The organism is Nonomuraea sp. NPDC000554, from assembly GCF_040300065.1.
Lineage (GTDB): Bacteria > Actinomycetota > Actinomycetes > Streptosporangiales > Streptosporangiaceae > Nonomuraea.
The window spans coordinates 54,787-75,602 of record NZ_JBEPDC010000003.1; the positions used below are offsets into that span (position 1 = coordinate 54,787).

A 20,816-nucleotide genomic window follows, 5' to 3' on the forward strand; every position below is an offset into this window, starting at 1 on the left:
GTCAAACAATAGAACGGAGGTAGGCTCGAAGCATGCGCCTGCTGCCGCATCCGGCCACCGAAGACATCCAGCTCACCGAGGTTCTGCGCGCGCTGTCCGACCCGGTGCGACTGGAGATCGTCACCCGGCTGGCCGTCCACGGGGAGATGTCCTGTTCCACCGCCGGCGACGAGCTGGGCGTCCACAAGTCCACCGCCTCGCACCACTACCGGACGCTGCGCGAGGCCGGCGTCGTCCTGACCAGGCAGGAAGGCAGGCTGAAGATCATGAGCCTGCGCCGCGAGGACCTCGACGCCCGCTTCCCCGGCCTGATCGACTCCGTGCTGTCCGCGGCGCATGTCAACGCCTGAGCCGCTGCCCGTCCGTCACGTCCTGCCGGAGCTGCTCGACAGCCTGGAACGGCACGGCACGGCCGTGCTGACCGCGCCACCCGGCAGCGGCAAGACCACCGTCGTGCCGCTCGCCCTGGCGGAGGCCGGGCTGCGCGTCCTGGTGGCGGAGCCGCGACGGCTCGCGGTGCGCGCCGCGGCCCGGCGGATGGGGGTGAGCTACACCATCCGCGGCGAGCGGCACACCGGGGCGAACCCGATGGTGGAGGTCGTCACCACCGGCGTCCTCCTCCAGCGCCTGCAACGCGACCAGGAACTGTCCGGGGTCGAGGTGGTCATGCTCGACGAGTGCCACGAGCGGCACCTGGACGCCGACACCGCCCTCGCCTTCCTCCTGGACGTCCGCGACACGCTCCGGCCAGACCTCCGCCTCCTGGCCACCTCGGCCACCGCCGACGCCGCCCCCTGGTCCCGGCTGCTCGGCGACGCGCCGATCGTGCGCGCGTCCGGCGTCCCGCACCCCGTCGAGACCGTGTGGGCGCCGCCCGCGCGCCCTGCCGCGCCGCCGCACGGGCTGCGCGTCGATCCGGCCCTGCTGGCCCACGTGGCGCAGGTGGTACGCCGCGCGCTGGCCGAACGCGACGGGGACGTGCTCTGCTTCCTGCCCGGCGTGGGCGAGATCGCCAGGGTGGCCGGGATGCTCGACGGCGTCGAGGTCCTCCAGGTACACGGCCAGGCCCCGGCCCGCGTCCAGGACGCCGTCCTGTCGCCCGGCGCCGCGCGCAGGGTGGTGCTGGCCACGTCGGTCGCCGAGTCGAGCCTGACCGTCCCCGGGGTGCGCGTGGTGGTCGACTCCGGCCTGGCCCGCGAGCCGCGCACCGACCACGCCCGCGGCCTCGGCTCGCTCACGACCGTCCGCGTCTCCAAGGCCGCCGCCGTCCAGCGCGCCGGGCGGGCGGGCCGCGAGGCGCAGGGAACCGTCTACCGCTGCTGGTCGGCGGCCGAACACGAGCGCCTGGCCGACCATCCGAGGCCGGAGATCGCCCTCGCCGACCTGACGTCCTTCGCCCTGCAGACGGCCTGCTGGGGTGTCCGCGACGTCGCCGCCCTGGCCCTGCTCGACCCGCCCCCGGCGGCCGCGATGGCCGCGGCCACCCGGACCCTGCGCGGCCTCGGCGCCGTCGACTCGCACCGGGTGACGGCCCGGGGCAGGAGCATGGCGCGGCTCGGCGTCCACCCGCGGCTGGCGAGGGCGCTGATCGACCTCGGGCCCCGGGCCGCCGAGGTGGTCGCCCTGCTGTCCGACCAGCTTCCCCGCGAGGCGGGCGACGACCTGGTGGAGGTCTGGCGGGCGGCCCGCCGGGGCGGCGACGCCTTCGCCGCCCGCTGGCGCCAGGAGGTCGCCCGCCTGTCCAGAACCACGCCGGGAGGCCGCGCGCCCATCTCGGAGCCGGGCGTGGCGAACCTGCGGTCCGCGACGCTGGGCGATGACGCGCTGGCGGGGCTGGCGGTGGCGCTGGCGTTCCCCGAGCGGGTGGCCCGGCGGCGCGGCGGCGGGTACCTGATGGCGTCCGGCACCGCGGCGCAGCTCGGGGAGGGGTCGAAGCTCGCGCGGGCCCACTGGCTGGCCGTCGCCGTCGCGGACCGTCCCACGGGGGCGGCCTCGGCGCGCGTCCGGCAGGCCGTCGTGATCGACGAGGAGACCGCGAGGCTGGCGTTCCCCGTCACGACCGAGGAGGAGGTCACCTGGCGGGTGCCGCCGGGCGAGCGGCGCGGGGACGTCTCCGCGCGGGTGGTCGAGCGGCTGGGCGCGATCGAGCTGTCGTCCACGCCGCTCCCCGACGCGGACGTGCGCGACGCCCTCCTGCACGGCCTGCGCACCGAGGACGTCCTGACCTGGACGAAAGAGGCGAAGGCGGTACGCGACCGGCTGGCCTTCTGCCATCGCGCCCTCGGCGCCCCCTGGCCCCCGATGGACGCCCTCGTCGACCTGGCGGACCAGTGGCTGGAGCCCGAGCTCTCCAGGGCCCGCCGCCGCGCCGACCTGGAGCGGATCGACGTCGCAGCCGCGCTGAAACGGCTCGTCCCGTGGAGCGAGCGGCTGGACGCGGTCGCGCCGGAACGCGTCGAGGTCCCCAGCGGGTCGCGGGTGCGCGTCGACTACTCGGGCGAGCAGCCGGTGCTCGCCGTCAAGCTGCAGGAGCTGTTCGGCTGGGACGAGGCGCCCCAGATCGCGGGCGTCCCGTTGCTGGTGCACCTGCTCTCCCCCGCGGGCCGCCCGGTGGCGGTCACGGCCGACCTGGCGTCGTTCTGGCGCGACGGCTACCGCGCCGTCCGTGCGGAACTGCGCGGCCGGTACCCGAAGCATCCCTGGCCGGAAGATCCGCTCACGGCCGTCCCCACGAACCGGGTGAAAAGGAAACAATGACGTACGTGCTCGAAGCGGCCCGCAACAACGCCGCGTGGTGCGACGCGATGTGCCGGGCGCACGGCCTCCCCGGCCGCTTCACGTCCCGCGCCTGGACGAACCCGCGCCGGACCCCGCCGTACTATCCCGACGCCGTGACCCTCACCCCTGACGCCACCGCCGCGGACGTCCTCGACGGCATCGACCCGGGGCCCGGCGCGTCGGTCAAGGACAGCTTCGCCACCCTCGACCTGACGTCCCACGGCTTCCACGTCCTGTTCGACGCCCGCTGGATCCACCGCCCCGCCACACCCGAGGCCAAGGGCGCCGGCGGTGCCGTCGGCTGGGAGGTGGTCCGCACGCCGGAAGCGCTGCGCGAATGGGAGCAGGCCTGCTTCGACGGCGAGACCCAGGGGCTGTTCCCGGCGTCCCTGCTGGCCGAGGCGACCGTCCTGGCGGGCAGGCGCGACGGCGGGATCGTCTGCGGCAGCGTCCTCAACAGCACCGGCCGCCTGATCGGCGTCTCCAACGTCTTCGCGGACGGCTGCGACCTCGACAGCGCCTGGCAGGGCACGATCGCCCAGGCCGCAGCCCTCTTCCCCGGCCACCACCTGGTCGGCTACGAGTCCGACCCCGAACCCGCCGTGCGCCAGGGCTTCACCACGACCGGCCCGCTCCGCGTCTGGCTGCACTCCTGAGCCACTGAGATGTTCGGGATCAGAGCACGTCGTCCAGGGTCGGGGACGTCAGGACCTCGATCGGCTCGTCGCCCACGCCGACGTCCTTGAAGCCGCTCGACGTGCCCACGCACACCACGGGGCCGTCGAACGCGCGGCCCAGCCTGCGATAGGCCGCCAGCCCGGCCGCGCCCGACAACTCCTGCCACAGCCCGTGACGGGCAAGGTCCCGCTGGGCCTCGCGCAGCTCGCCGTCGGTGACCAGGAGGGCGTCGCCGCCGCTGTCGCGGACCGCCCGCACGCCCCGGTGCCCGCCCACCGAGCAGCTGATCCCGTACGCGTCCGTGGCCCCGACCTCGACGACCGCGGCGGGGACGGCCGTGCCGACGGCCCGCGCGTTCGGCCCGCCGGCGGCGGGTTCGCAGGAGAACATCCGCGGCGCGTCGTCGGCCACCCCGAGCCGGCGCAGCTCCGTGAAGCCCTTCCACACGCCGTAGAGCAGCTCCGCGTAGCCGGTCGGCGCGAACACGGCCGCGGGAACCCTCCCGAGCTGCGCGAACAGCTCGTACGCGATGGTCTTGTACCCCTCGGCCCCGAACGGATGCCCGGTGTGGGTGACGGTCAGGTTGCTGACCGGGTGGTAGCCGAGCCGGTCCACGATCTGGCGCATCAGCGGCCACCGGGCCTCCGTCGGCACGGTCAGCACCTTCGCCCCGAACGCCCGGACGAACGACTGCACCGCACGCGGCGACTCGGCCGAGGCCAGCACGATCGCGGGCAGACCGGCGCGAGCCGCGTACGCGGCGGCCGAGGCGGCATGGTTCCCCGAGGACGCCACCACCACGCCCGGCGCCCCTGCTCCGACGGCGGCGCTGACGGTGACCCGGTTCAACCGGTCCTTGTGCGACCAGGTGGGGTTGCGCGACTCGTCCTTGATGTGGACGCCGTCGCCCAGCTCCAGCAGCGGCGTGCCGCCCTCGCCCAGCGTCGGGGCGTGCAACGGCGGCAGCAGCGGCGCCCACCGCGCGATGTCCGGCCCCGGCGGCTGCTCGAACAGCTCGCGCGGCACCCGGGAGTAGTCGTAGTCGACCTCGACCGGGTAGGCGAGGTCGTCGGTGCTGGTCTCGGGGCAGCCACGGGTCAACGGCGGCCACAACGGAAAGACGGCCAGGGGGTCGCCGAGTGAGCGCTGGCCGATCGCAAGAGATTCCACATCCACCCTCCGACCCTAAACAGCCCCCACAGGCCACCTAGAAGCCCACCCCGCCCTCCCGACCGCCCGGCAGCATTCCCTCAGCCGCGCACCCGCCCCCTCCCCGCCCTCCTGACCGCCCGGCGGCATCCCCCCGCTCGAACCCCGCTTCGCAGACCTTCAGGGCATTTCGGGTCTCCCGGTGGGGGCGGGAAAGCTGCACACTCAAGGCATGTTGTGGGCAGGCAGGTCCGCCATCGAGATCGCGGCGGCCGTCCGGCAGGGCGTGGTCGCGGCCGAGACCGTCGTCGAGCAGCACCTCGGCGTGATCGCCGAGCGCGACCCCAGGGTGGGGGCGTTCCGCGCGGTCAGAGCCGCCGCCCTGGACGAGGCGCGGGCCGTGCAGCAACGTGCTGACCTGGCCGACCTGCCGCTCGCGGGCGTCCCCGTCGCGGTCAAGGACAACCTGGAGGTGGCCGGCGAGTCCACCCGCGTCGGCTCGGCCGCCACGGACGACGTCCCAGCGGCCGGGGACCACGAGACGGTGGCCCGTCTGCGGGCCGCGGGCGCGGTGGTGGTCGGCCTGACGAACCTGCCCGAGCTGGGCCTGGTGGCGTTCGGCGACAGCGCGTACGGCACCGTCCGCAACCCCTGGGACGCCGGCCGCACCGCGGGCGGCTCCTCCTCCGGCAGCGCGGCGGCCGTCGCGGCGGGCATGGTGCCCGTGGCGCTCGGCAACGACGGCATGGGCTCGCTGCGCATCCCCGGCGCGTGCTGCGGCGTGCTCGCGATCAAGCCGGGCGCGGGCCTGGTCCCGCCGCCGTCGGACGACTGGCGCGGGCTGTCGGAGAACGGCCCGCTGGCCGCCACCGCCGCCGACCTGTCGCTGATGCTGTCGGTGCTGGCCGCCGACCCGGCGCTGGCCGAGGCGTGGCGCGGCGGCAGGCGGCACGAGCCGCGCCCGCCCATGCTCCGCTCGATCTGGGCGGACGACGACCAGATCTGGGAGCCGCCGCCGCCCCACGACAGCCCCGTACCGTTCGACCTGCGCGTGGCCTACGCCCCGCAGCCGCTGCCCGCCGGCCTGCCGATGGACGGGGAGTTCCGGGCGGCGGTCCGCGGCGCGGCCGAGACGCTCAGGGTCGCCGGGCACACGGTCGTGGAGCACGGCCGCCTGCCCGCCTGGCTCGGCCCCGCCACGATCGCGACCTGGCTGGCTCGGGCGTCCGAAGCCGCTGACGGCCTCGACGGGCGGCGCCTGGAGCGGCGCAGCCGCGCCCTCGCCCGCGCCGGACACACGCTGGCCCGGCTGGGCTTCGACGGCGCCCGGGGCCGCAGGCGCTGGCAGGACTTCGGCGCCGACCGGTGGTTCGGCGACGCGGACGTCCTCATCACGCCCGTCCTGGCGGCGATCCCGCCGCCTGCGGACCGCTGGGGCGAGCGCGGCCTGGTCAGGAACGTGCTGGCGAACGTCAGGTACGCCCCCGCGGCAGGCCCGTGGAACATGTGCGGCTGGCCCGCGATGACGGTGCCCATCGCGACCCACTCCAGCGGCCTGCCGATCGGCGTGCAGCTCGTGGCGCCGCCCGGCGGCGAGCCGCACCTGTTGGGCCTCGCCGCCCAACTGCAGTCGGCCCACCCCCTGATCAGGCCGCCAGGCTTCTCGTACTGACCCGCACCCGGCGGGGCCGCGCGTAGCCTCTCGCCGGGCCGGGCCTAGATGCCGAGAGGATGCCAGACGGTCTTGATCTCCAGGAAGCGGGTCATCCGCCCCACGCCGGGGTCGGCGGACCAGTCGACGTCCGACGGGCGCAGCACCCGCTTGAGGTTCTCGGCGGCGTCCTGCTCGCAGCGCAGGGCGAGGTCGGGGTCCGCCACCCCGGTGAGGTCCAGGCCGTTGACGTCCATGTGGGACGCCAGCCACGGCGCCAGCTCCGCCTGCTGCCCGGTCAGGATGTTGACCACCCCGCCCGGCAGGTCGGACGTGGCCAGCACCTCGGCGAGGGTGATCGACGGCAGCGGGGACGGCTCCGAGGCCACCACCACGCAGGTGTTGCCCGTCACGATCACCGGCGCCACCACCGAGACCAGGCCGAGCAGCGGGTCGGCGGGGGCGATCACGGCGACCACACCCGTCGCCTCCGGCGAGGACAGGTTGAAGTACGGGCCCGCCACCGGGTTGGGCGTGCCGCGCACCGCGGAGACCTTGTCGGACCAGCCCGCGTACCAGACCAGCCGGTCGATCGTCGCGTCGACCGCCTCCTGCGCCGCCTTCTTGCCGACGCCGAGCTCCTCGACGAACTGGGCGCGGCGGCCCTCCAGCATCTCGGCCACGCGGTAGAGGATCTGGCCGCGGTTGTAGGCGGTCGCGCCCGACCAGCCGGGGAACGCCTTGCGGGCGGCCACGACGGCGTCGCGGGCGTCCTTGCGCGAGGCCCGCGACGCGTTGGCGAGGAAGTCGCCCTTGGGCGAGGTCACGGCGTACGACCTCCCGCTCTCAGAGCGTGGGAACGCCCCGCCGATGAACAGCTTGTAGGTCTTGCGAACAGGCAGCCTACTCATCGCCGCGCCCCCTCCACATGGTCTCCTGCGACATCTGGACCGGCGCGAAGATCTGCCCGCATCGGCTCACGCCGCAGCGGTGGGCGTACCAGCCGGTGCGCACGGGCCGGCCGGCTCGGGCGAACGCGTGACCGCGGGTGGCCTGCGCCCGCCGCCTCCTGCGCGGCGTACGGCGGTGCTCACACATCAAGGTAGGCCTCCAGACCGTGCAGGCCGCCCTCGCGGCCGTACCCGGACTCCTTGTACCCGCCGAACGGCGAGGCCGGGTCGAACCGGTTGAACGTGTTGGCCCACACCACCCCCGCCCGCAACCGGTCGGCCATCCACAAGATGCGCGACCCCTTCTCCGTCCACACACCCGCCGACAACCCATACGGAGTGTTGTTGGCCTTCTCCACCGCCTCAGCCGGCGTACGGAACGACAACACCGACAACACCGGCCCGAAAATCTCCTCCCGAGCGATCCGATGCGACTGCGCCACCCCCGTGAACACCGTCGGCGGGAACCAGAACCCCCGCTGCGGCAACTCACACGCCGGCGACCACCGCTCGGCCCCCTCCGCCTCACCCACCTCACTCAGCGAACGAATCCTGGCCAGCTGCTCGGCCGAGTTGATCGCCCCGATATCGGTGTTCTTGTCCAGCGGGTCACCCAGCCGCAACGTCGACAGCCGCCGCCGCAACGCCCCCAGCAACTCCTCCTGGATCGACTCCTGCACCAACAACCTGGAACCCGCACAGCAGACGTGCCCCTGGTTGAAGAAAATGCCGTTGACGATCCCCTCGACCGCCTGGTCCAGGGCGGCATCGTCGAAGACGATGTTCGCCGCCTTACCCCCCAGCTCCAGCGTGAGCTTCTTACCCGTGCCGGCCACCTGCCGGGCGATCAGCCGGCCGACCTCGGTGGAACCGGTGAACGCCACCTTGGCCACCCCTGGATGGCCTGTTACCGCCGCACCTGTCGCCCCCGCGCCGGTCACGATGTTCACCACCCCCGCCGGCAACCCCGCCTGCACGCAGATGTCAGCGAACAACAACGCCGTCAACGGCGTCGTCTCGGCCGGCTTGAGCACCACCGTGTTCCCGCACGCCAACGCCGGCGCGATCTTCCACGCCAGCATCAACAACGGGAAATTCCACGGAATCACCTGCCCGGCCACCCCCAACGGCCGCGGATCCGCCCCGAACCCCGCATACCCCAGCTTGTCCGCCCAGCCCGCGTAATAGAAGAAATGCGCCGCCACCAACGGCACATCCACATCCCGCGACTCACGAATCGGCTTACCGTTGTCCAGCGACTCCAACACCGCCAGCTCACGAGAGCGCTCCTGCACCAACCGGGCGATCCGGAACAGGTACTTGGCCCGCTCCGCCCCCGGCAGCACACTCCACGTCTCAAACGCCTTACCCGCCGCCCGCACCGCCCGATCCACATCCTCATCGGACGCGGTGGCAACCTCGGCCAGCGTCTCCTCGGTAGCCGGATTGATCGTCTTGAACGACGGGCCAGACCCCTCGACGAACTCGCCACCGATGAACAACCCATACGACGACCGCACATCGACGATCTCGCGCGACTCCGGCGCCGGAGCGTATTCGAACATCATCCTCTAATCCACGGTGAAATAGTCGGGGCCCGCATACCGGCCGGTGGCCAGCTTCTGCCGCTGCATCAGCAGATCGTTCAACAACGACGACGCGCCCAGCCGGAACCACTCAGCCGACAGCCAGTCACCGCCCACGGTCTCGTTGACGAGCACCAGATACTTGATCGCGTCCTTCGTCGTCCGGATCCCGCCCGCCGGCTTGACCCCCACCTGACGGCCCGTCACCTCCCGGAAGTCACGCACCGCCTCCAACATCACCAGCGTCACCGGCAACGTCGCCGCCGGAGAGACCTTCCCCGTCGAGGTCTTGATGAAATCCGCCCCCGCCGCCATCGCCAGCCACGAGGCCCGCCGCACGTTGTCGTAGGTCGCCAGCTCACCGGTCTCCAGGATCACCTTCAGATGCGCGCCCCCACAGGCCGCCTTCACCGCGACGACCTCCTGCCACACCTTCAGGTAGTCCCCCGACAACAGCGCGCCCCGATCGATCACCATGTCGATCTCGTCCGCGCCCGCCGCCACCGCCAGCGCCGTGTCGGCCACCTTCACCTCCAGCGACGACCGACCCGACGGGAACGCCGTGGCCACCGACGCCACCCGCACCCCAGAGCCCGCCACCGCCCCGACGGCCACCTCCACCAGATCCGGATACACGCACACCGCCGCCGCGCTGGGCGCACCCACATCGGTGTGCACCGCCTTGGCACACAACGCCCGCACCTTGCCCGGCGTGTCAGCACCCTCCAACGTCGTCAGATCCACCATCGAAATCGCCAGATCGATCGCCTCGGCCTTGGCCGTCGTCTTGATCGAACGGCTGCCCAGCATCGCCGCCCGCTGATCCGCGCCCACCCGATCAACACCGGGCAGACCATGCAGGAAAGCTCGCAATGTCGCGTTCGACGTGGCGACGTCCGCGAGCGAGGTAGTCACAGTTGACACCCCCACAGCATCGCCGACCGGGGAGGCTACGTCCAAACCGATCGCTGAGCTGCTGCGACGTGCCGTGTCACGCGCTCCGGCACGCCGACCGGCGGCGCCCCCGCCCCGAGGCCGCCGATCGGCCCGTCCTGGACGGGGACGGAGCGGGCCCGCAGGCCGAACGCTCAGCTCAGGTCGGTGTACCACCCTTCCAGGGTCCCGTGAGGGCACCGGATCGCGGCTCTACGAGGGCGGAACTGGACGAGCCGTCCAGGAAGCCGCTGACCTGCGGCGATGCGGCGCATCCCTAGTGCCCTACCGCTCCGCTGAGGCGTCCTAAGGCGCCCGGTATCCCCGCCCTAGGTAGTCCTAGGCCGATCGCCCTTCCGAGATAGGGCATCCGTCCGATGTGGCGGGGTGGGCCTTAGGGCGAGTCTTAAACATGTCAGCAAGTAGCACGAAATTTCAGGAGAAGAAGTGAACCCCGAGATCGAGTACGAGCTCATGAAGAGTCACGCGCACGAGCTGCGTCAGGCGGCCGCCCAGCACCGGCGAGTACGGGAGGCCGAGCGGTCCAACAAGTCCGAGCGCCGCTCGGTCTTCGGCAAGCGCCGCTCCTCATGACCACCCCACGAGAGCCCGGCCGCATCCTCCCTCGCGGCCGGGCCTCTGTACCTCCGTAAACCCGTCGAAAGCTACTCATAGGGCATGACATGCTGGACGACATGCTGGGACGTGCTGTGAGTCCCGTCTTCGTCGGGCGGGAAGAGGAACTCTCGACCCTCTTCGAAGCGTTCGACGAGGCCCGCAAGGGCAGCGCCACGGCCGTCCTCCTGGGCGGCGAGGCCGGAGTCGGCAAGACCAGACTGGTGCAGCGTTTCGCGGAACAGGTCACGTCCGACGGCGCCCAGGTGCTGTTCGGCGGCTGCGTGGAGCTGTCGACCGAGGGCCTCGCCTACGCGCCGTTCACGGCCGCTCTCCGGCAGCTCGTCAGAGACCAGGGCCCGGCCAGGATCGCCGCCCTGCTGCCCGAGGGCGCCGAGCGCGACCTCGCGCGGCTGCTGCCCGAGTTCGGCGAGCCCAGCGGCGACGGCGAGACCGACACCGGCAGGGCCAGGCTCTTCGAGCAGTTCCTGACACTGCTCGAACGGCTGGCCGAGAGCCGCCCCACCGTCCTGCTCATCGAGGACATCCACTGGGCCGACAGGTCCAGCCGCGACCTGATCGCCTTCCTCAGCCGCAACCTGCGGGTCCCGCAGGTGCTGATCGTGATGACCTACCGCTCCGACGACCTGCACAGACAGCACCCGCTCCGGCCGGTGCTCGCCGAGCTCGGACGGGTCAACGGCGTGCTCAGGCTGGACCTCCCCCGCCTGTCGCAGGACGAGGTCGCCCAGCAGATGGCCGGCATCCTCGGCAGCGCGCCCGACTACGCCAAGGTGCAGAAGGTCTACGAGCGCAGCGAGGGCATCCCGCTGTTCGTCGAGGCGCTGCTCGACAGCGGCGAGGACTGCGCCTTCCCCGAGTCCATGCAGGATCTGATCCTCGGCGCGGTCGAGCGGCTGCCCGAGGAGACCCAGCGGGTGCTGCGCATCGCCGCCGCGGGCGGCATCCGCGTCGGCCACGCCCTGCTCGCCGCCGTGAGCGGGCTGTCGGACATCGAGCTGGAGTCGGCGCTGCGTCCCGCCATCGCGGGCAACGTGCTGCAGATCGCCGACAGCCGCGCCTACGCCTTCCGCCACTCCCTGATCCGCGAGGCCGTCCACGACGAGCTGCTGCCCGGCGAGCACCAGCGCCTGCACGCCAGGTACGCCGAGGAGATCTCCCGCGACCGCACCCTGGTGCCGCCAGGCCGCGCCGCGGTCGAGCTGGCCCACCACTGGTACGGCGCGCGCAACGACCTCTGGGCGCTGATCGCCGCCTGGGACGCCGCGCAGAAGTCGTTCAAGGCGTTCGCGTACACCGAGGCGATCCCGCTGCTCGAACGCGTCCTCATGCTCTGGGACCGGGTCCCGGACGCGGCGGATCGCATCGGCGCCGACCACACGTCCGTGCTCGAGCGGGCCAGCGAGGCCGCGCTGGCGGGCGGCGAGCTGGACAAGGGCCTGAAGTTCGTCAAGGCGGCCGTCTCCGAGCTGGACGAGACCCGCGAGCCGGAACGGGTGGCCAAGCTGGTCGTCCGCTGGGCCAACCTCAAGATCTACAAGGGCCGGATGGGGGTCGTCGAGGAATTCCGGCACGCCCTGCGCCTCGTCCCGGAGCCGAACCTGGACCGCGCGGAGGTCATCATGCCGATGGCCCAGCACCTGATGCTCTCCGGCGACGTGGACGAGGGCACCCGGCTCGTCGAGGAGGGCCTGCGCCTGGCCAGGGAGCTGGGCGACAGGTGCCTCGAAGGCGACCTGCTGCTCAACCTCGCACTCGGCCACTCGATCGACGGCGACACCGAGAGCACCCTCGCCACCAACCTGCGCGCCCTGGAGCTGGGACGCCTGGAAGGCTCCGGCAGGCTGATCACCCGGGCCATCGGCAACAACATCGACGCGCTGAGCGACCTGGGCCGCTGGGAGGAGGCGCTCGAGCTGAGCGAGGAGGGGTGGAAGAAGGCCAAGAAGTACGGCCGGATCCGCCTCAACGGCGTGTTCATCCTCAACAACAGGGCCGAGACCCTGGAGGCGATCGGCCGCTGGGACGAGGCGCTCGACACCATCGAGCGGGCGCTCACCTTCGGGCCCGTCCTGCGCACCCGGCGCCACCTGCTCAGGCTGCGCGCCGACATCTCCCTGGCGAGGGGCGAGCTGGAGCTGGTCGAGGCCATCATGGGCGAGGTCGGGGTGCTCAAGGAGCGTCCGGAGGACTTCCTACAGGACATCACGAACAACACCCGCCTGCGCATCAGCTGGCACCTGAACAAGGGCGAGCCCGGCTCGGCGCTCGCGGTGGCCGAGGGCTTCCTGTCGCGCCCGTCCCAGTCGCCCAAGGCGATGCTGGGCTGGCGGATGCTCTCCCTGCTCAGGACCGTCTGCGACGCCGCCGGGGCGGTCGAGCCCGCGCGCGCCAGGGCGCTGCGCGAGCAGGCCACCGGGCTGGCGGCGGGTCTGAAGGTGAGCGGGCCGGTCGCGGCGGCGTACCAGCTGTCCTTCTCGGGCGACTTCGACGGCGCGGCGAGCTCCTGGGAGCGGCTCAACCGTCCGCACAACCAGGCCAAGGCGCTGCTGCGGGCGGCGGAGGCGAGGGCGCTGGCGGGCGACCGCGACGGCGCCGCCACCCGGCTCAGGGTGGCGCACCCGCTGGCCGCCGCCCTGCGCGCGGCCCCGCTGGTGGACGAGATCGAGGCGCTCTCGCGCCGCGTCGGCGTCACCCACCACCAGCAGGAGGTCCCCGAGCTGCTCACCCCGCGCGAGCTGGAGGTGCTGCGGCTGGTGACGCTGGGCCGCACCAACCGCGACATCGCGTCCGAGCTGTTCATCTCGGTCAAGACCGTGAGCGTGCACGTCTCGAACATCCTCGCCAAGCTGGGGGTCACCAGTCGCGGTGAGGCCGCGGCGGCCGCGCACCGGTTGTCGCTGCTGTCTCTTTGACTTCCTCTCCCTCCTAAAGGAGGGGGATTCCCACCCTCGCGAGTGAGGTTTCCTGCTTCACAGCCGACCGCACCCGGGAGGGCCCGGAATGTCTCACGTCAGCTCCACAGGCGGACACCGCTTGACCAGCGGCCAGAATGTTCTTGGCGGCGTTGATGTCCCGGTCGTGCCGGGTGCCGCAGGACGGGCATGGCCACGTCCGGGTGTCGAGCGAGAGTTCGGCGAGCAGGTGCCCGCACGCCGAGCAGGTCTTGCTGGAGGGGTACCAGCGGTCGATCACGATCAGGTGCCGCCCGTGCTTGGCGCTCTTGTACTGCAGTTGGCGCCGGAACTCGCCCCATCCGCAGTCGGAGATGACCCGCGCCAGGTTGCGGTTGCGGACCATGTTCGGCACGGCCAGGTCCTCGATCACGATCAGGTGGTGCTCGCGTACCAGGCGGGCGCTGGTCTTGTGCAGGAAGTCGGCGCGGGCGTCACGGACCTTGGTGTGCGCGCGGGCAACCTTCGCCCTCGCCTTGATCCTGTTGCTCGAGCCGCGCTGTTTACGGGCCATGCGCCGCTGATAGCGCGCCAGATTCTTCGCCTTGCGATCCAGAAGGCGCGCATTGGCGATGCGCTCCCCCGTGGACAGCACCGCGAAGTCCTTGACGCCCAGATCCACCCCGACCGCCGAGCCGGTGGCCGGGACCTGCCCGCCTTCGCCAGCGGTCTCGACCGCGGCCTCGTCGCCGGTGTCGACGGCGAGGGAGGCATGCCAGCGGCCATCGGGGTCGCGGGAGACGGTCACCGTCGTCGGGTTCAGCGTGGCAGGGTCCGCCTCGGGCCAGGACCATACGAACGCGACCGGCGCGTCCATCTTCGCCAGGAACAGCCGCCCGTCCTTCCAGCGGAACGCCGAGCGGGTGTAGGTCGCCGACTGCTTGCCGTGCCGGGACTTGAACCGGGGATAGCGGGCGCGTCCGGCGAAGAAGTTCACGAACGCCGCGTACTGGTGCCGCAACGTCTGCTGCAACGGCACACAGGAGACCTCGAACAGAAACCCGAACTCGGGGTCACGCTTCAACTCGGTCAGATACCGGTCGCTCTGCGCGTAGGACGTCTTGGCCCCGTCGGCGCGGTAGCGGTGGAGTCGCCACGCCAGCGTCTTGTTCCACACCAGACGTACGCAGCCGAACGTGCGATTCAGCACCGCAGCCTGTCCGGGGGTGGGGTAGACCCGCACCTTGTACGCCGTACGCACGTTCGTATCTTGCCGCAGCACAGAAAGATCCGTAAGCGAAAAGGGAGAAGGTGAGGTTATGTGCTTCGCACCCTGGGTTGTCCCGGCTCCGCCGGGACAACCCTCGCGGGGTCCGGATACCTCCCGGCCCTGAAGGACCGGGCTTCCTCCGGAGGCCATGGTGATCGACGCGAGTTCCGTCAGACGAGCGCCTCGACCAGCAGGATGACGCCGAAGATCGCGAACGCGGCCGCGGCACCGTAGCGGATGACCTTCTCAGGCAGGTGCTTGCCCAGCAGACGTCCGACGAGGATGGCGAGCGCGTCGGCCGCCACCATGCCGACGGTGGAGCCGATCCAGGTGCCCAGCCAGCCGTGCTGGGTCGCCAGCGTGATCGTGGCGAGCATGGTCTTGTCGCCCAGCTCGCTCAGGAAGAACGCCACGGTCACCGCGATCAGCGCGTTCCTGGTGGTGCGCTGGGCCTTGCCCGCCTCCTCGTCGCTCAGCTCGTCGCCGCGCAGCGTCCACAGCGCGAAGGCGAGGAAGGCGATGCCGGCCACGATGGAGATGGCGGTGGTGGGCAACGCGTCGCCGATGAGCCCGCCCACGGCCACGCTGACCAGGTGGACGACGGTCGTCGCGATCGTGATGCCGGCCAGCACCGGCCACATTTTGAAGCGGGTGGCGAACGTCATCGCCATGAGCTGGCTCTTGTCACCAAGCTCCGCCACGAAGATGACGGCCAGACTGATCCAGAACGCTTCCACGGTCCTCTTCCGCGCGACCGGACCGAAAGCGAGTGCCGGGGGAGTTTCGCGGGCACGACTTCGGCCCGGCAGCGTCTTTGTTCGATGACTGCCAGGCCGAAGGTCTCGTCCGCCTGTTGCGAGGCCCGCGCGACCGGGCGCGAGAACGCGCCAGTGTGTCGATCACGCGATTGGGACTACTCCCCTTCGGTGTTTCCAGAGGACCATAACAGGCCCTCGCGAGCGGTTATTCCAGGGCCCCCCTCAAAGGGCGCAGCCCACCATGACCGGCTCGTTGACCAGCGTGACGCCGAACTTCTCCAGCACCCCGTCGCGTACCTCCCTGGCCAGGGCCAGCAGGTCGGCGGTCGTGGCCGTGCCCGTGGGGTTGGTCAGGGCGAGGGTGTGCTTGGTGGAGATGCGGACCGGGCCGCGTTCGTAGCCCTTGGGGTAGCCCGCCTGCTCGATCAACCAGGCCGCCGGCACCTTGAGCATGCCGTCGGGCTGCGCCCAGCGGGGGAAGCCCGGCGCGTGCGCCTCCAGGTCTTCGGCCTGCGCCGCGGTGAGGACCGGGTTGGTGAAGAACGACCCGGCGCTTCGGGTGTCGGGGTCGGCGGGGTCGAGGACCATGCCCTTGCCCCTGCGCAGCCCCAGGACCGCCTCTCTGGCCGCTTCCAGGGGGACGCGGGCGCCCAGCTCGACGCCGAGCCGCCCGGCCAACTCCTTGTACGCGATCGGCCCGGACAGGCCCGAGATCTCCAGCGCGTAGGTGACGCCCAGCACCACGTGCCGTGACAGGTCCCGCTTGAAGGCGCTGTCGCGGTAGGAGAAGCCGCACTGCCTGGCCTCCAGGTCGACCACCTGCCTGGTGCGGCGGTCGTAGGCGCGCACGCACCTGATGGTCTGCGACACGTCCTGGCCGTACGCGCCGACGTTCTGGATCGGCGTCGAGCCCACCAAGCCGGGAATGCCGGACATGCACTCGATGCCGGACCAGCCCTCCTCGACGGACCGGGCCACCAGCGCGTCCCAGTCCTCGCCGGCCTCGACCGTGACCACCACCTGCTCGCCGTCACGCGCGACCGAGACGCCCTCGGTGGCGACCCTGAAGACCTGCCCGTCGAACCCCTCGTCGGCCAGCACCAGGTTGCTGCCGCCGCCGAGCACCAGCGTGCGGGCGGCCTGCCGGTCAGCCTCGGCGACCAGGGAGACGAGCTGCTCCGCGGTGCCTGCTTCGGCGAAGTCGCGGGCGGGGCCGCCCAGCCCCAACGTGGTGTACGGCGCGAGGATCTCCATGGGGCACAAGCTTATGAGCCGCCCACCGTACTCGGCGACGCGCGCCCGACGTGCTCAGGCAGGTGCGCGGTGGCGTGCTCCCAGCCGTGGCCACCGCGCCCTCCCTGACAGCGGGGTCAGGCGAGCTGGACCACCGCGCGGGCCTTCGACAGCACCCTGGCGTCGCCCGAGCGGGCCGTCAGCGCGACGACCACCCGCTTGTCCTCGAGCTTCTCCTCCACGACGCCGCTGATCGTGATCGTCGCGCCCTGGTCGTCGTCGGGGACCACCACCATCGAGGAGAACCGCACGCCGTAGTCGACGACCGCGGCCGGATCGCCCGCCCAGTCGGTGACGAACCGGCCGCCCTGCGCCATCGTGTACATGCCGTGCGCGATCACGTCCGGCAGGCCGACCATCTTGGCGAACCGCTCGTTCCAGTGGATCTGGTTGAAGTCTCCGGACGCGCCCGCGTACATCACCAGGTTGAGCCTGCGGACGCCGTACTCGGCCGTCGGGAGCTCCTGCCCCGCCTCGACCTCGTCGTACTTGACCGTGGCAGTCATCTCAGCCGGCCCCTCCGCGCTCGACGATCGTGTTGTACGTCACGCAGACCGGCTCGCCCGCGACCGTGGAGATGTCGCTCCTGATCGTCAGCAGCTCGTTCCGCCCGGCGCTGCGGATGTCGGTGATCGTCGCGGTGGTGACCAGTTCGTCGCCCGCGTAGATCGGCCGGACGTACTCGAAGCGCTGCTCGCCGTGGACGACCATGGCGAAGTTCAGCCCCAGTTCGGGATCCATCAGCGCCTCGCCACCGCTCTGCAGGCTGAACACGATGGGGAAGGTCGGTGGGGCGACCACGTCGGGGTGCCCGGCCGCCTGGGCGGCCTCCCTGTCGCGGAACACCGGGTTGTCGTCGCAGATCGCGGTCGCGAACTCCCTGATCTTCACCCGGCTGACCTCATAAGGGGCGCTGGACGCGTAGCGGCGCCCGATGAAGTCGCGGTTCAAGGCCATTCAGTGCTCCCTTCAATGCTCCCTCGCATCGCCGATGAGGCAGACGCTAACAGAACAAGGTTCGGCTGTCGCCGCCATGACGACGACTTTGCCGAAGGGCCACAGACGCGACAAACCGGCGCCCACAAGGGGACACCGGTTGTTGCGACAGGTGAAGGCAGGAGTGCTGCCCGGCGAGAACTAGCGGGTCTCGCGGTGCGCGCGGTGGCAGCGGCAGTTGGGGCAGTACTTCTTCAGCTCAAGCCGATCCGGGTCGTTGCGCCGGTTCTTCCGCGTGATGTAGTTGCGGTGCTTGCACTCCTGGCAGGCCAGCGTGATCTTCGGCCTAACGTCGGTGGCAGCCACTTGGGAGTGCCTTTCTACGTTCGGGACTGGGACATGCCCGTACCCAGGCCATGTGACCTGGGAGTGGGCAGTAGCGGAGGCCGGACTTGAACCGGCGACACAACGATTATGAGCCGTTTGCTCTGCCTGACTGAGCTACTCCGCCTGGGGCCGGACGAAAGAACCCGGCCTCGTAGAGGATACCCGACGCCGGGAGCACATTCGTAACTCACCTGATCGGGCGACGAGCGTTCCCAGTATGCCTCAGGAACACCCAATCACTGAAATCAAAAACGAAAGCCCCACCGAAGACGTTCCGGTGAGGCTTGGACTTGCTCTGAGCCCCCAAACGGAATCGAACCGTTGACCTTCTCCTTACCATGGAGACGCTCTGCCGACTGAGCTATAGGGGCCTGCCCGCCCTCGCGGACAGGTGTAACCATACACGGCACTCAGCGATGATGCGAACTCCCGCGAGCCCCTACTGGATCGGCCCAAGTCCGCCTGACGGGCAGCTGGATCACCTCGCAGAGATCGGCCAGGTCGAGGTGGCGGGCCACCTCCGCGACGGAGAAGCAGTCGGCCACCAGCCGCCCGTTCCTGCGCACCCGAAGCACCTGACGCCCGCCCCACACGGCGGGCACCACCTCGAAGCCGTCGACGCCGACCCATCGCCTGTCCATAGCGGCACAGAGTAGCCCTCGGGTCTCTCAATTTTCGCTGCGCCACAGGCGTTACAGGCCATACCAAGTCAGCACCAAGAACGGCGCAAGACGCGACGCGCACCCTGGTGGCATCTCACGGGAGGAGCGCCACGATGGCCCCAACCTGCTCGGCCTCCGCATCACGCACCGGGCCATGCGCGGTGACGCGCGCCGTCTCGCCGTCCTGATGAACGAACTCGCCGCCTCCGGGCAGCGGTTGGACCGGGCCCGGGCGTGCGCGATCACCACGTTCGTCACCAAGCTGTGCGCCGGGATCCACCACCATCGGGCGGAGGACGGCGCCTGATCTTCGGGCGCCTCTGAAGGGCAGGGAAGGCCGCCGCGGGTGCCTTCTCAGTACCGGTAGAAGCCCGCGAAGTCTTTCCGCCAGATGTCGTCGACGCGCACCACGGCCCCGGTCTCGGGCGCGTCCATCATCTTCCCGCCGCCCAGATAGATCCCCACATGGTGAGTGCTGACAGACCCGTTCGTGATCTTTCCGAAGAAGACGAGGTCGCCCGGCAGGGCGGAGGTGACCCGGCGCAGCCTGCGCAGGTGGTCGTCGGTGTTGCCGGGGCCGAGCACGTCCTCGCCGAGGGCCTGCGCGTACACCCACCTGGTGAAGCCCGAGCAGTCGAGTCCACGGGTGCGCGCGGCCGGGCAGGGCAGGATGCTGCCGCGATAGCCCAGGCAGGTGCCGGTCGAGGGGCCCGGGGTCTCGGCGTGGCCGCCGCCCCAGGAGTACACGACGCCGTGCCGCTCGATCTCGTAGGCGATCCGCACGATCTGCCCGTACGGATGGAGCGGCCCGGACGCGGTGACGACCGGCACGATGACCAGCAGGGTGGCCAGCAGGACGAGCGCGACCGCTCTCCAGCGTTTCCTCGGCATGTTGCTCCCCCGTTCGAGCAATATGACGGTAGTTATCCTGCCTTATCGGCCTTTAAGAGTGAGTTCCACGGAACCGATCGTGAAGCGCATGCCCACCGTCCCCTTCGCCCTGGGGTTGGTCGTGAAGGTGAAGGTGACCTTCTGACCGCGTCGCAGCTCGGCGACCTCGCAGCGCACCGCCGTCCCGCTGAAGTCGCAGCCGGGGGCCTTGACCACGCGCTGCCCGCCGTACGCGCGGCCCGACACCTTGATGCGGGTGAGCGGGTGGGGGCCGGTGTTGGTGATGGTGACCGCGTAGGTCTTCCTGCTCCTGGCCGCGCCGGAGATCGTCGCCTCGGCCGGCGGGTTGACCAGCTCCGCCAGCTCCGACTCGGTGCCGTTGAACGCGTTCTGACCGCCTGCCAGCGTGCCCTTCTCGGCCGACTGCCAGAACGTGTACCGGTCCCACCCCTTGGGCAGCTCGCCCGGATCGGCGCCCCAGTGCGCCAGCCACAGCGGGTTGGCGCCGAACTTGGCGGAGTCGCCCGTGCAGGTCCGCCACCAGCTGGTGGTGGTGTAGATGATCGCCCGCCGCCCGGTGCGCTGCCAGTACTTCTTGGTGAAGTCGCCGACCCAGGTGACCATGTCCTCGGGTGACAGGCCGTAGCAGTTGTTCTTGCCGTTCCGGTCCTTGTACGGATTGTCCTCGAGGTCGAGCACTCCCGGCAGAGTCTGCCCGTCGCCGGTCCAGTTTCCGCCGTTCTGGACGAAGTACTCCGCCTGGGCGCCTCCATCCGTCTCGTGCGGTTGGGCGAAATGGTAGGCGCCGCGCGGAATTCCCGCCGCCGCGGCGCCGGAGAACTGCGCGTCGAAGCGCTGATTTCGGTAGGTGTTTCCCTCCGTGGCCTGCACGAAGGCGAATTTCCCTCCCCCGGACGCCACGCTCCCCCAGTCGACGTCGCCGGTCCAGTTGCTGACGTCCACCCCGGCGAGGCCGTCGGCTGCCTCCGCGGTTCCGGCCAGCCCGACGGCCGCCACCACCGCGCCAAGTAAAAGACTTTTCACGCGGGGATCATCGCGGAGTACCGCACAAAGTGGCAAGTCCTGATAAATCCGCGTTTTTCGAGTTGCCAAAAGCGGCGCACAATTCCCACCCGAGCGGCTCCGCCCCGCCACCCATTCCGTCGCACGGCGTCACCCGAGCAAGTCACCGAATGGATTCCATGCCGCCGCCTGGCAGCCCTCGGCGACGCTCCCTGCCGTCCATGTCCTCGGGCCGCCTTAGCCGGTCGGGCGGCACGATCGGCGTGCGCGCGCCGCGTCGTCCGGAGCGGGGCGCGGAAATATTCGCGAGAACCTCGGAAACCCGCATCTCAGGGCCCGAA

At 71.0% G+C, this 20,816-nt stretch carries 20 protein-coding genes and 2 tRNA genes; 7 read left to right on the forward strand and 15 right to left on the reverse strand.

Translation table 11 applies throughout. The features are described 5' to 3' along the window. Positions 1 to 32 precede the first annotated feature (32 nt). From ABT294_RS06685 to ABT294_RS06695, 3 genes are read left to right on the forward strand one after another with little or no spacing between them, the layout of a single operon-like run. Positions 33 to 350, forward strand: a complete 318-nt coding sequence (locus ABT294_RS06685; protein ID WP_350804045.1) for an ArsR/SmtB family transcription factor — start codon at positions 33 to 35, stop codon at positions 348 to 350. Further along, complete coding sequence (gene hrpB / locus ABT294_RS06690; RefSeq protein WP_350804046.1) at positions 337 to 2,757, forward strand: ATP-dependent helicase HrpB; 2,421 nt, start codon at positions 337 to 339, stop codon at positions 2,755 to 2,757. The genes ABT294_RS06685 and hrpB overlap by 14 nt, the downstream gene beginning before the upstream one ends. Continuing rightward, on the forward strand, positions 2,754 to 3,434 hold the full coding sequence (locus tag ABT294_RS06695; protein ID WP_350804047.1) for a hypothetical protein: 681 nt from the start codon (positions 2,754 to 2,756) through the stop codon (positions 3,432 to 3,434). Before hrpB ends, ABT294_RS06695 begins: the two co-directional genes overlap by 4 nt. A 19-nt stretch (positions 3,435 to 3,453) precedes the next feature. Here the strand turns inward: ABT294_RS06695 and ABT294_RS06700 are convergent, their stop codons facing one another. Then, positions 3,454 to 4,626: a threonine synthase gene (locus ABT294_RS06700; RefSeq protein ID WP_350804048.1), complete on the reverse strand. Its 1,173-nt coding sequence runs from the start codon at positions 4,624 to 4,626 to the stop codon at positions 3,454 to 3,456. A 211-nt stretch (positions 4,627 to 4,837) separates the two neighbouring features. Between ABT294_RS06700 and ABT294_RS06705 the strand changes: the two genes are divergently transcribed. Next, entirely contained in the window at positions 4,838 to 6,277 is a 1,440-nt protein-coding gene (locus tag ABT294_RS06705) for an amidase (protein WP_350804049.1), read from the forward strand. Positions 6,278 to 6,321: 44 nt separating this feature from the next. On the opposite strand, the gene ABT294_RS06710 is transcribed toward ABT294_RS06705, so the two are convergent. From ABT294_RS06710 to deoC, 3 genes are all read right to left on the reverse strand, one after another. Continuing rightward, entirely contained in the window at positions 6,322 to 7,167 is an 846-nt protein-coding gene (locus ABT294_RS06710; protein WP_350804050.1) for an aldehyde dehydrogenase family protein, read from the reverse strand. Positions 7,168 to 7,346: 179 nt separating this feature from the next. After that, positions 7,347 to 8,774 carry an aldehyde dehydrogenase family protein gene (locus ABT294_RS06715; protein WP_350804051.1) on the reverse strand — a complete coding sequence of 476 codons (1,428 nt, stop codon included), beginning with the start codon at positions 8,772 to 8,774 and terminating at the stop codon, positions 7,347 to 7,349. A 3-nt stretch (positions 8,775 to 8,777) separates the two neighbouring features. Next, on the reverse strand, positions 8,778 to 9,707 hold the full coding sequence (gene deoC / locus ABT294_RS06720) for a deoxyribose-phosphate aldolase (protein WP_350804052.1): 930 nt from the start codon (positions 9,705 to 9,707) through the stop codon (positions 8,778 to 8,780). Positions 9,708 to 10,172: 465 nt separating this feature from the next. On the opposite strand from deoC, the gene ABT294_RS06725 reads away from it, so the two are divergent. Both ABT294_RS06725 and ABT294_RS06730 read left to right on the forward strand, forming a co-directional pair. Then, positions 10,173 to 10,319, forward strand: a complete 147-nt coding sequence (locus ABT294_RS06725; RefSeq protein WP_350804053.1) for a hypothetical protein — start codon at positions 10,173 to 10,175, stop codon at positions 10,317 to 10,319. Between the two features lie 101 nt (positions 10,320 to 10,420). After that, the gene (locus tag ABT294_RS06730) at positions 10,421 to 13,276 is read left to right on the forward strand and encodes an ATP-binding protein (RefSeq protein WP_350804054.1); all 2,856 of its coding nucleotides are present in this window, start codon (positions 10,421 to 10,423) and stop codon (positions 13,274 to 13,276) included. A 13-nt stretch (positions 13,277 to 13,289) separates the two neighbouring features. Here the strand turns inward: ABT294_RS06730 and ABT294_RS06735 are convergent, their stop codons facing one another. From ABT294_RS06735 to ABT294_RS06775, 9 genes are all read right to left on the reverse strand, one after another. After that, a complete protein-coding gene (locus ABT294_RS06735; RefSeq protein WP_350804056.1) occupies positions 13,290 to 14,516 on the reverse strand; it encodes an RNA-guided endonuclease InsQ/TnpB family protein in 1,227 nt (408 codons plus the stop codon). Between the two features lie 179 nt (positions 14,517 to 14,695). Continuing rightward, positions 14,696 to 15,262 (reverse strand): TMEM165/GDT1 family protein, encoded by a 567-nt coding sequence (locus tag ABT294_RS06740; RefSeq protein ID WP_350804057.1) that lies wholly within the window; start codon positions 15,260 to 15,262, stop codon positions 14,696 to 14,698. A gap of 243 nt (positions 15,263 to 15,505) precedes the next feature. After that, positions 15,506 to 16,537, reverse strand: a complete 1,032-nt coding sequence (locus ABT294_RS06745) for a UDP-N-acetylmuramate dehydrogenase (protein WP_350804058.1) — start codon at positions 16,535 to 16,537, stop codon at positions 15,506 to 15,508. 116 nt (positions 16,538 to 16,653) lie between these two features. Further along, complete coding sequence (locus ABT294_RS06750) at positions 16,654 to 17,082, reverse strand: MaoC family dehydratase (RefSeq protein WP_350804061.1); 429 nt, start codon at positions 17,080 to 17,082, stop codon at positions 16,654 to 16,656. Between the two features lies 1 nt (position 17,083). Beyond that, positions 17,084 to 17,533, reverse strand: coding sequence for a MaoC family dehydratase N-terminal domain-containing protein (locus ABT294_RS06755; protein ID WP_350804062.1), 450 nt, complete (start codon positions 17,531 to 17,533; stop codon positions 17,084 to 17,086). A gap of 180 nt (positions 17,534 to 17,713) precedes the next feature. Continuing rightward, the gene (gene rpmG / locus ABT294_RS06760) at positions 17,714 to 17,878 is read right to left on the reverse strand and encodes a 50S ribosomal protein L33 (protein ID WP_019632658.1); all 165 of its coding nucleotides are present in this window, start codon (positions 17,876 to 17,878) and stop codon (positions 17,714 to 17,716) included. Between the two features lie 71 nt (positions 17,879 to 17,949). Continuing rightward, positions 17,950 to 18,023, reverse strand: a tRNA-Met gene (locus tag ABT294_RS06765). Positions 18,024 to 18,197: 174 nt separating this feature from the next. Further along, positions 18,198 to 18,270, reverse strand: a tRNA-Thr gene (locus tag ABT294_RS06770). A 39-nt stretch (positions 18,271 to 18,309) separates the two neighbouring features. Next, positions 18,310 to 18,540 carry a transposase gene (locus ABT294_RS06775; RefSeq protein WP_350804064.1) on the reverse strand — a complete coding sequence of 77 codons (231 nt, stop codon included), beginning with the start codon at positions 18,538 to 18,540 and terminating at the stop codon, positions 18,310 to 18,312. Between the two features lie 175 nt (positions 18,541 to 18,715). Here ABT294_RS06775 and ABT294_RS06780 point away from each other — a divergent pair, with 175 nt between their 5' ends. Beyond that, the gene (locus tag ABT294_RS06780) at positions 18,716 to 18,868 is read left to right on the forward strand and encodes a hypothetical protein (RefSeq protein WP_350804065.1); all 153 of its coding nucleotides are present in this window, start codon (positions 18,716 to 18,718) and stop codon (positions 18,866 to 18,868) included. Between the two features lie 47 nt (positions 18,869 to 18,915). Here the strand turns inward: ABT294_RS06780 and ABT294_RS06785 are convergent, their stop codons facing one another. Next, positions 18,916 to 19,452, reverse strand: a complete 537-nt coding sequence (locus ABT294_RS06785; protein WP_350804066.1) for a C40 family peptidase — start codon at positions 19,450 to 19,452, stop codon at positions 18,916 to 18,918. Positions 19,453 to 19,494: 42 nt separating this feature from the next. Further along, positions 19,495 to 20,496 (reverse strand): GH25 family lysozyme, encoded by a 1,002-nt coding sequence (locus ABT294_RS06790; RefSeq protein WP_350804067.1) that lies wholly within the window; start codon positions 20,494 to 20,496, stop codon positions 19,495 to 19,497. Positions 20,497 to 20,816 lie beyond the last annotated feature (320 nt).

Excerpts from the sequence above, each read along its gene's own strand:
- hrpB (WP_350804046.1), top strand. The coding sequence starts at position 337 with ATGTCAACGCCTGAGCCGCTGCCCGTCCGTCACGTCCTGCCGGAGCTG.
- ABT294_RS06750 (WP_350804061.1), bottom strand. The coding sequence starts at position 17,082 with ATGACTGCCACGGTCAAGTACGACGAGGTCGAGGCGGGGCAGGAGCTC.
- ABT294_RS06785 (WP_350804066.1), bottom strand. The coding sequence starts at position 19,452 with ATGCCGAGGAAACGCTGGAGAGCGGTCGCGCTCGTCCTGCTGGCCACC.
- ABT294_RS06775 (WP_350804064.1), bottom strand. The coding sequence starts at position 18,540 with ATGGACAGGCGATGGGTCGGCGTCGACGGCTTCGAGGTGGTGCCCGCC.
- ABT294_RS06685 (WP_350804045.1), top strand. The coding sequence starts at position 33 with ATGCGCCTGCTGCCGCATCCGGCCACCGAAGACATCCAGCTCACCGAG.
- ABT294_RS06745 (WP_350804058.1), bottom strand. The coding sequence starts at position 16,537 with ATGGAGATCCTCGCGCCGTACACCACGTTGGGGCTGGGCGGCCCCGCC.
- ABT294_RS06710 (WP_350804050.1), bottom strand. The coding sequence starts at position 7,167 with ATGAGTAGGCTGCCTGTTCGCAAGACCTACAAGCTGTTCATCGGCGGG.
- ABT294_RS06755 (WP_350804062.1), bottom strand. The coding sequence starts at position 17,533 with ATGGCCTTGAACCGCGACTTCATCGGGCGCCGCTACGCGTCCAGCGCC.
- ABT294_RS06780 (WP_350804065.1), top strand. The coding sequence starts at position 18,716 with ATGCGCGGTGACGCGCGCCGTCTCGCCGTCCTGATGAACGAACTCGCC.
- ABT294_RS06705 (WP_350804049.1), top strand. The coding sequence starts at position 4,838 with ATGTTGTGGGCAGGCAGGTCCGCCATCGAGATCGCGGCGGCCGTCCGG.
- ABT294_RS06695 (WP_350804047.1), top strand. The coding sequence starts at position 2,754 with ATGACGTACGTGCTCGAAGCGGCCCGCAACAACGCCGCGTGGTGCGAC.
- ABT294_RS06715 (WP_350804051.1), bottom strand. The coding sequence starts at position 8,774 with ATGATGTTCGAATACGCTCCGGCGCCGGAGTCGCGCGAGATCGTCGAT.
- ABT294_RS06730 (WP_350804054.1), top strand. The coding sequence starts at position 10,421 with ATGCTGGGACGTGCTGTGAGTCCCGTCTTCGTCGGGCGGGAAGAGGAA.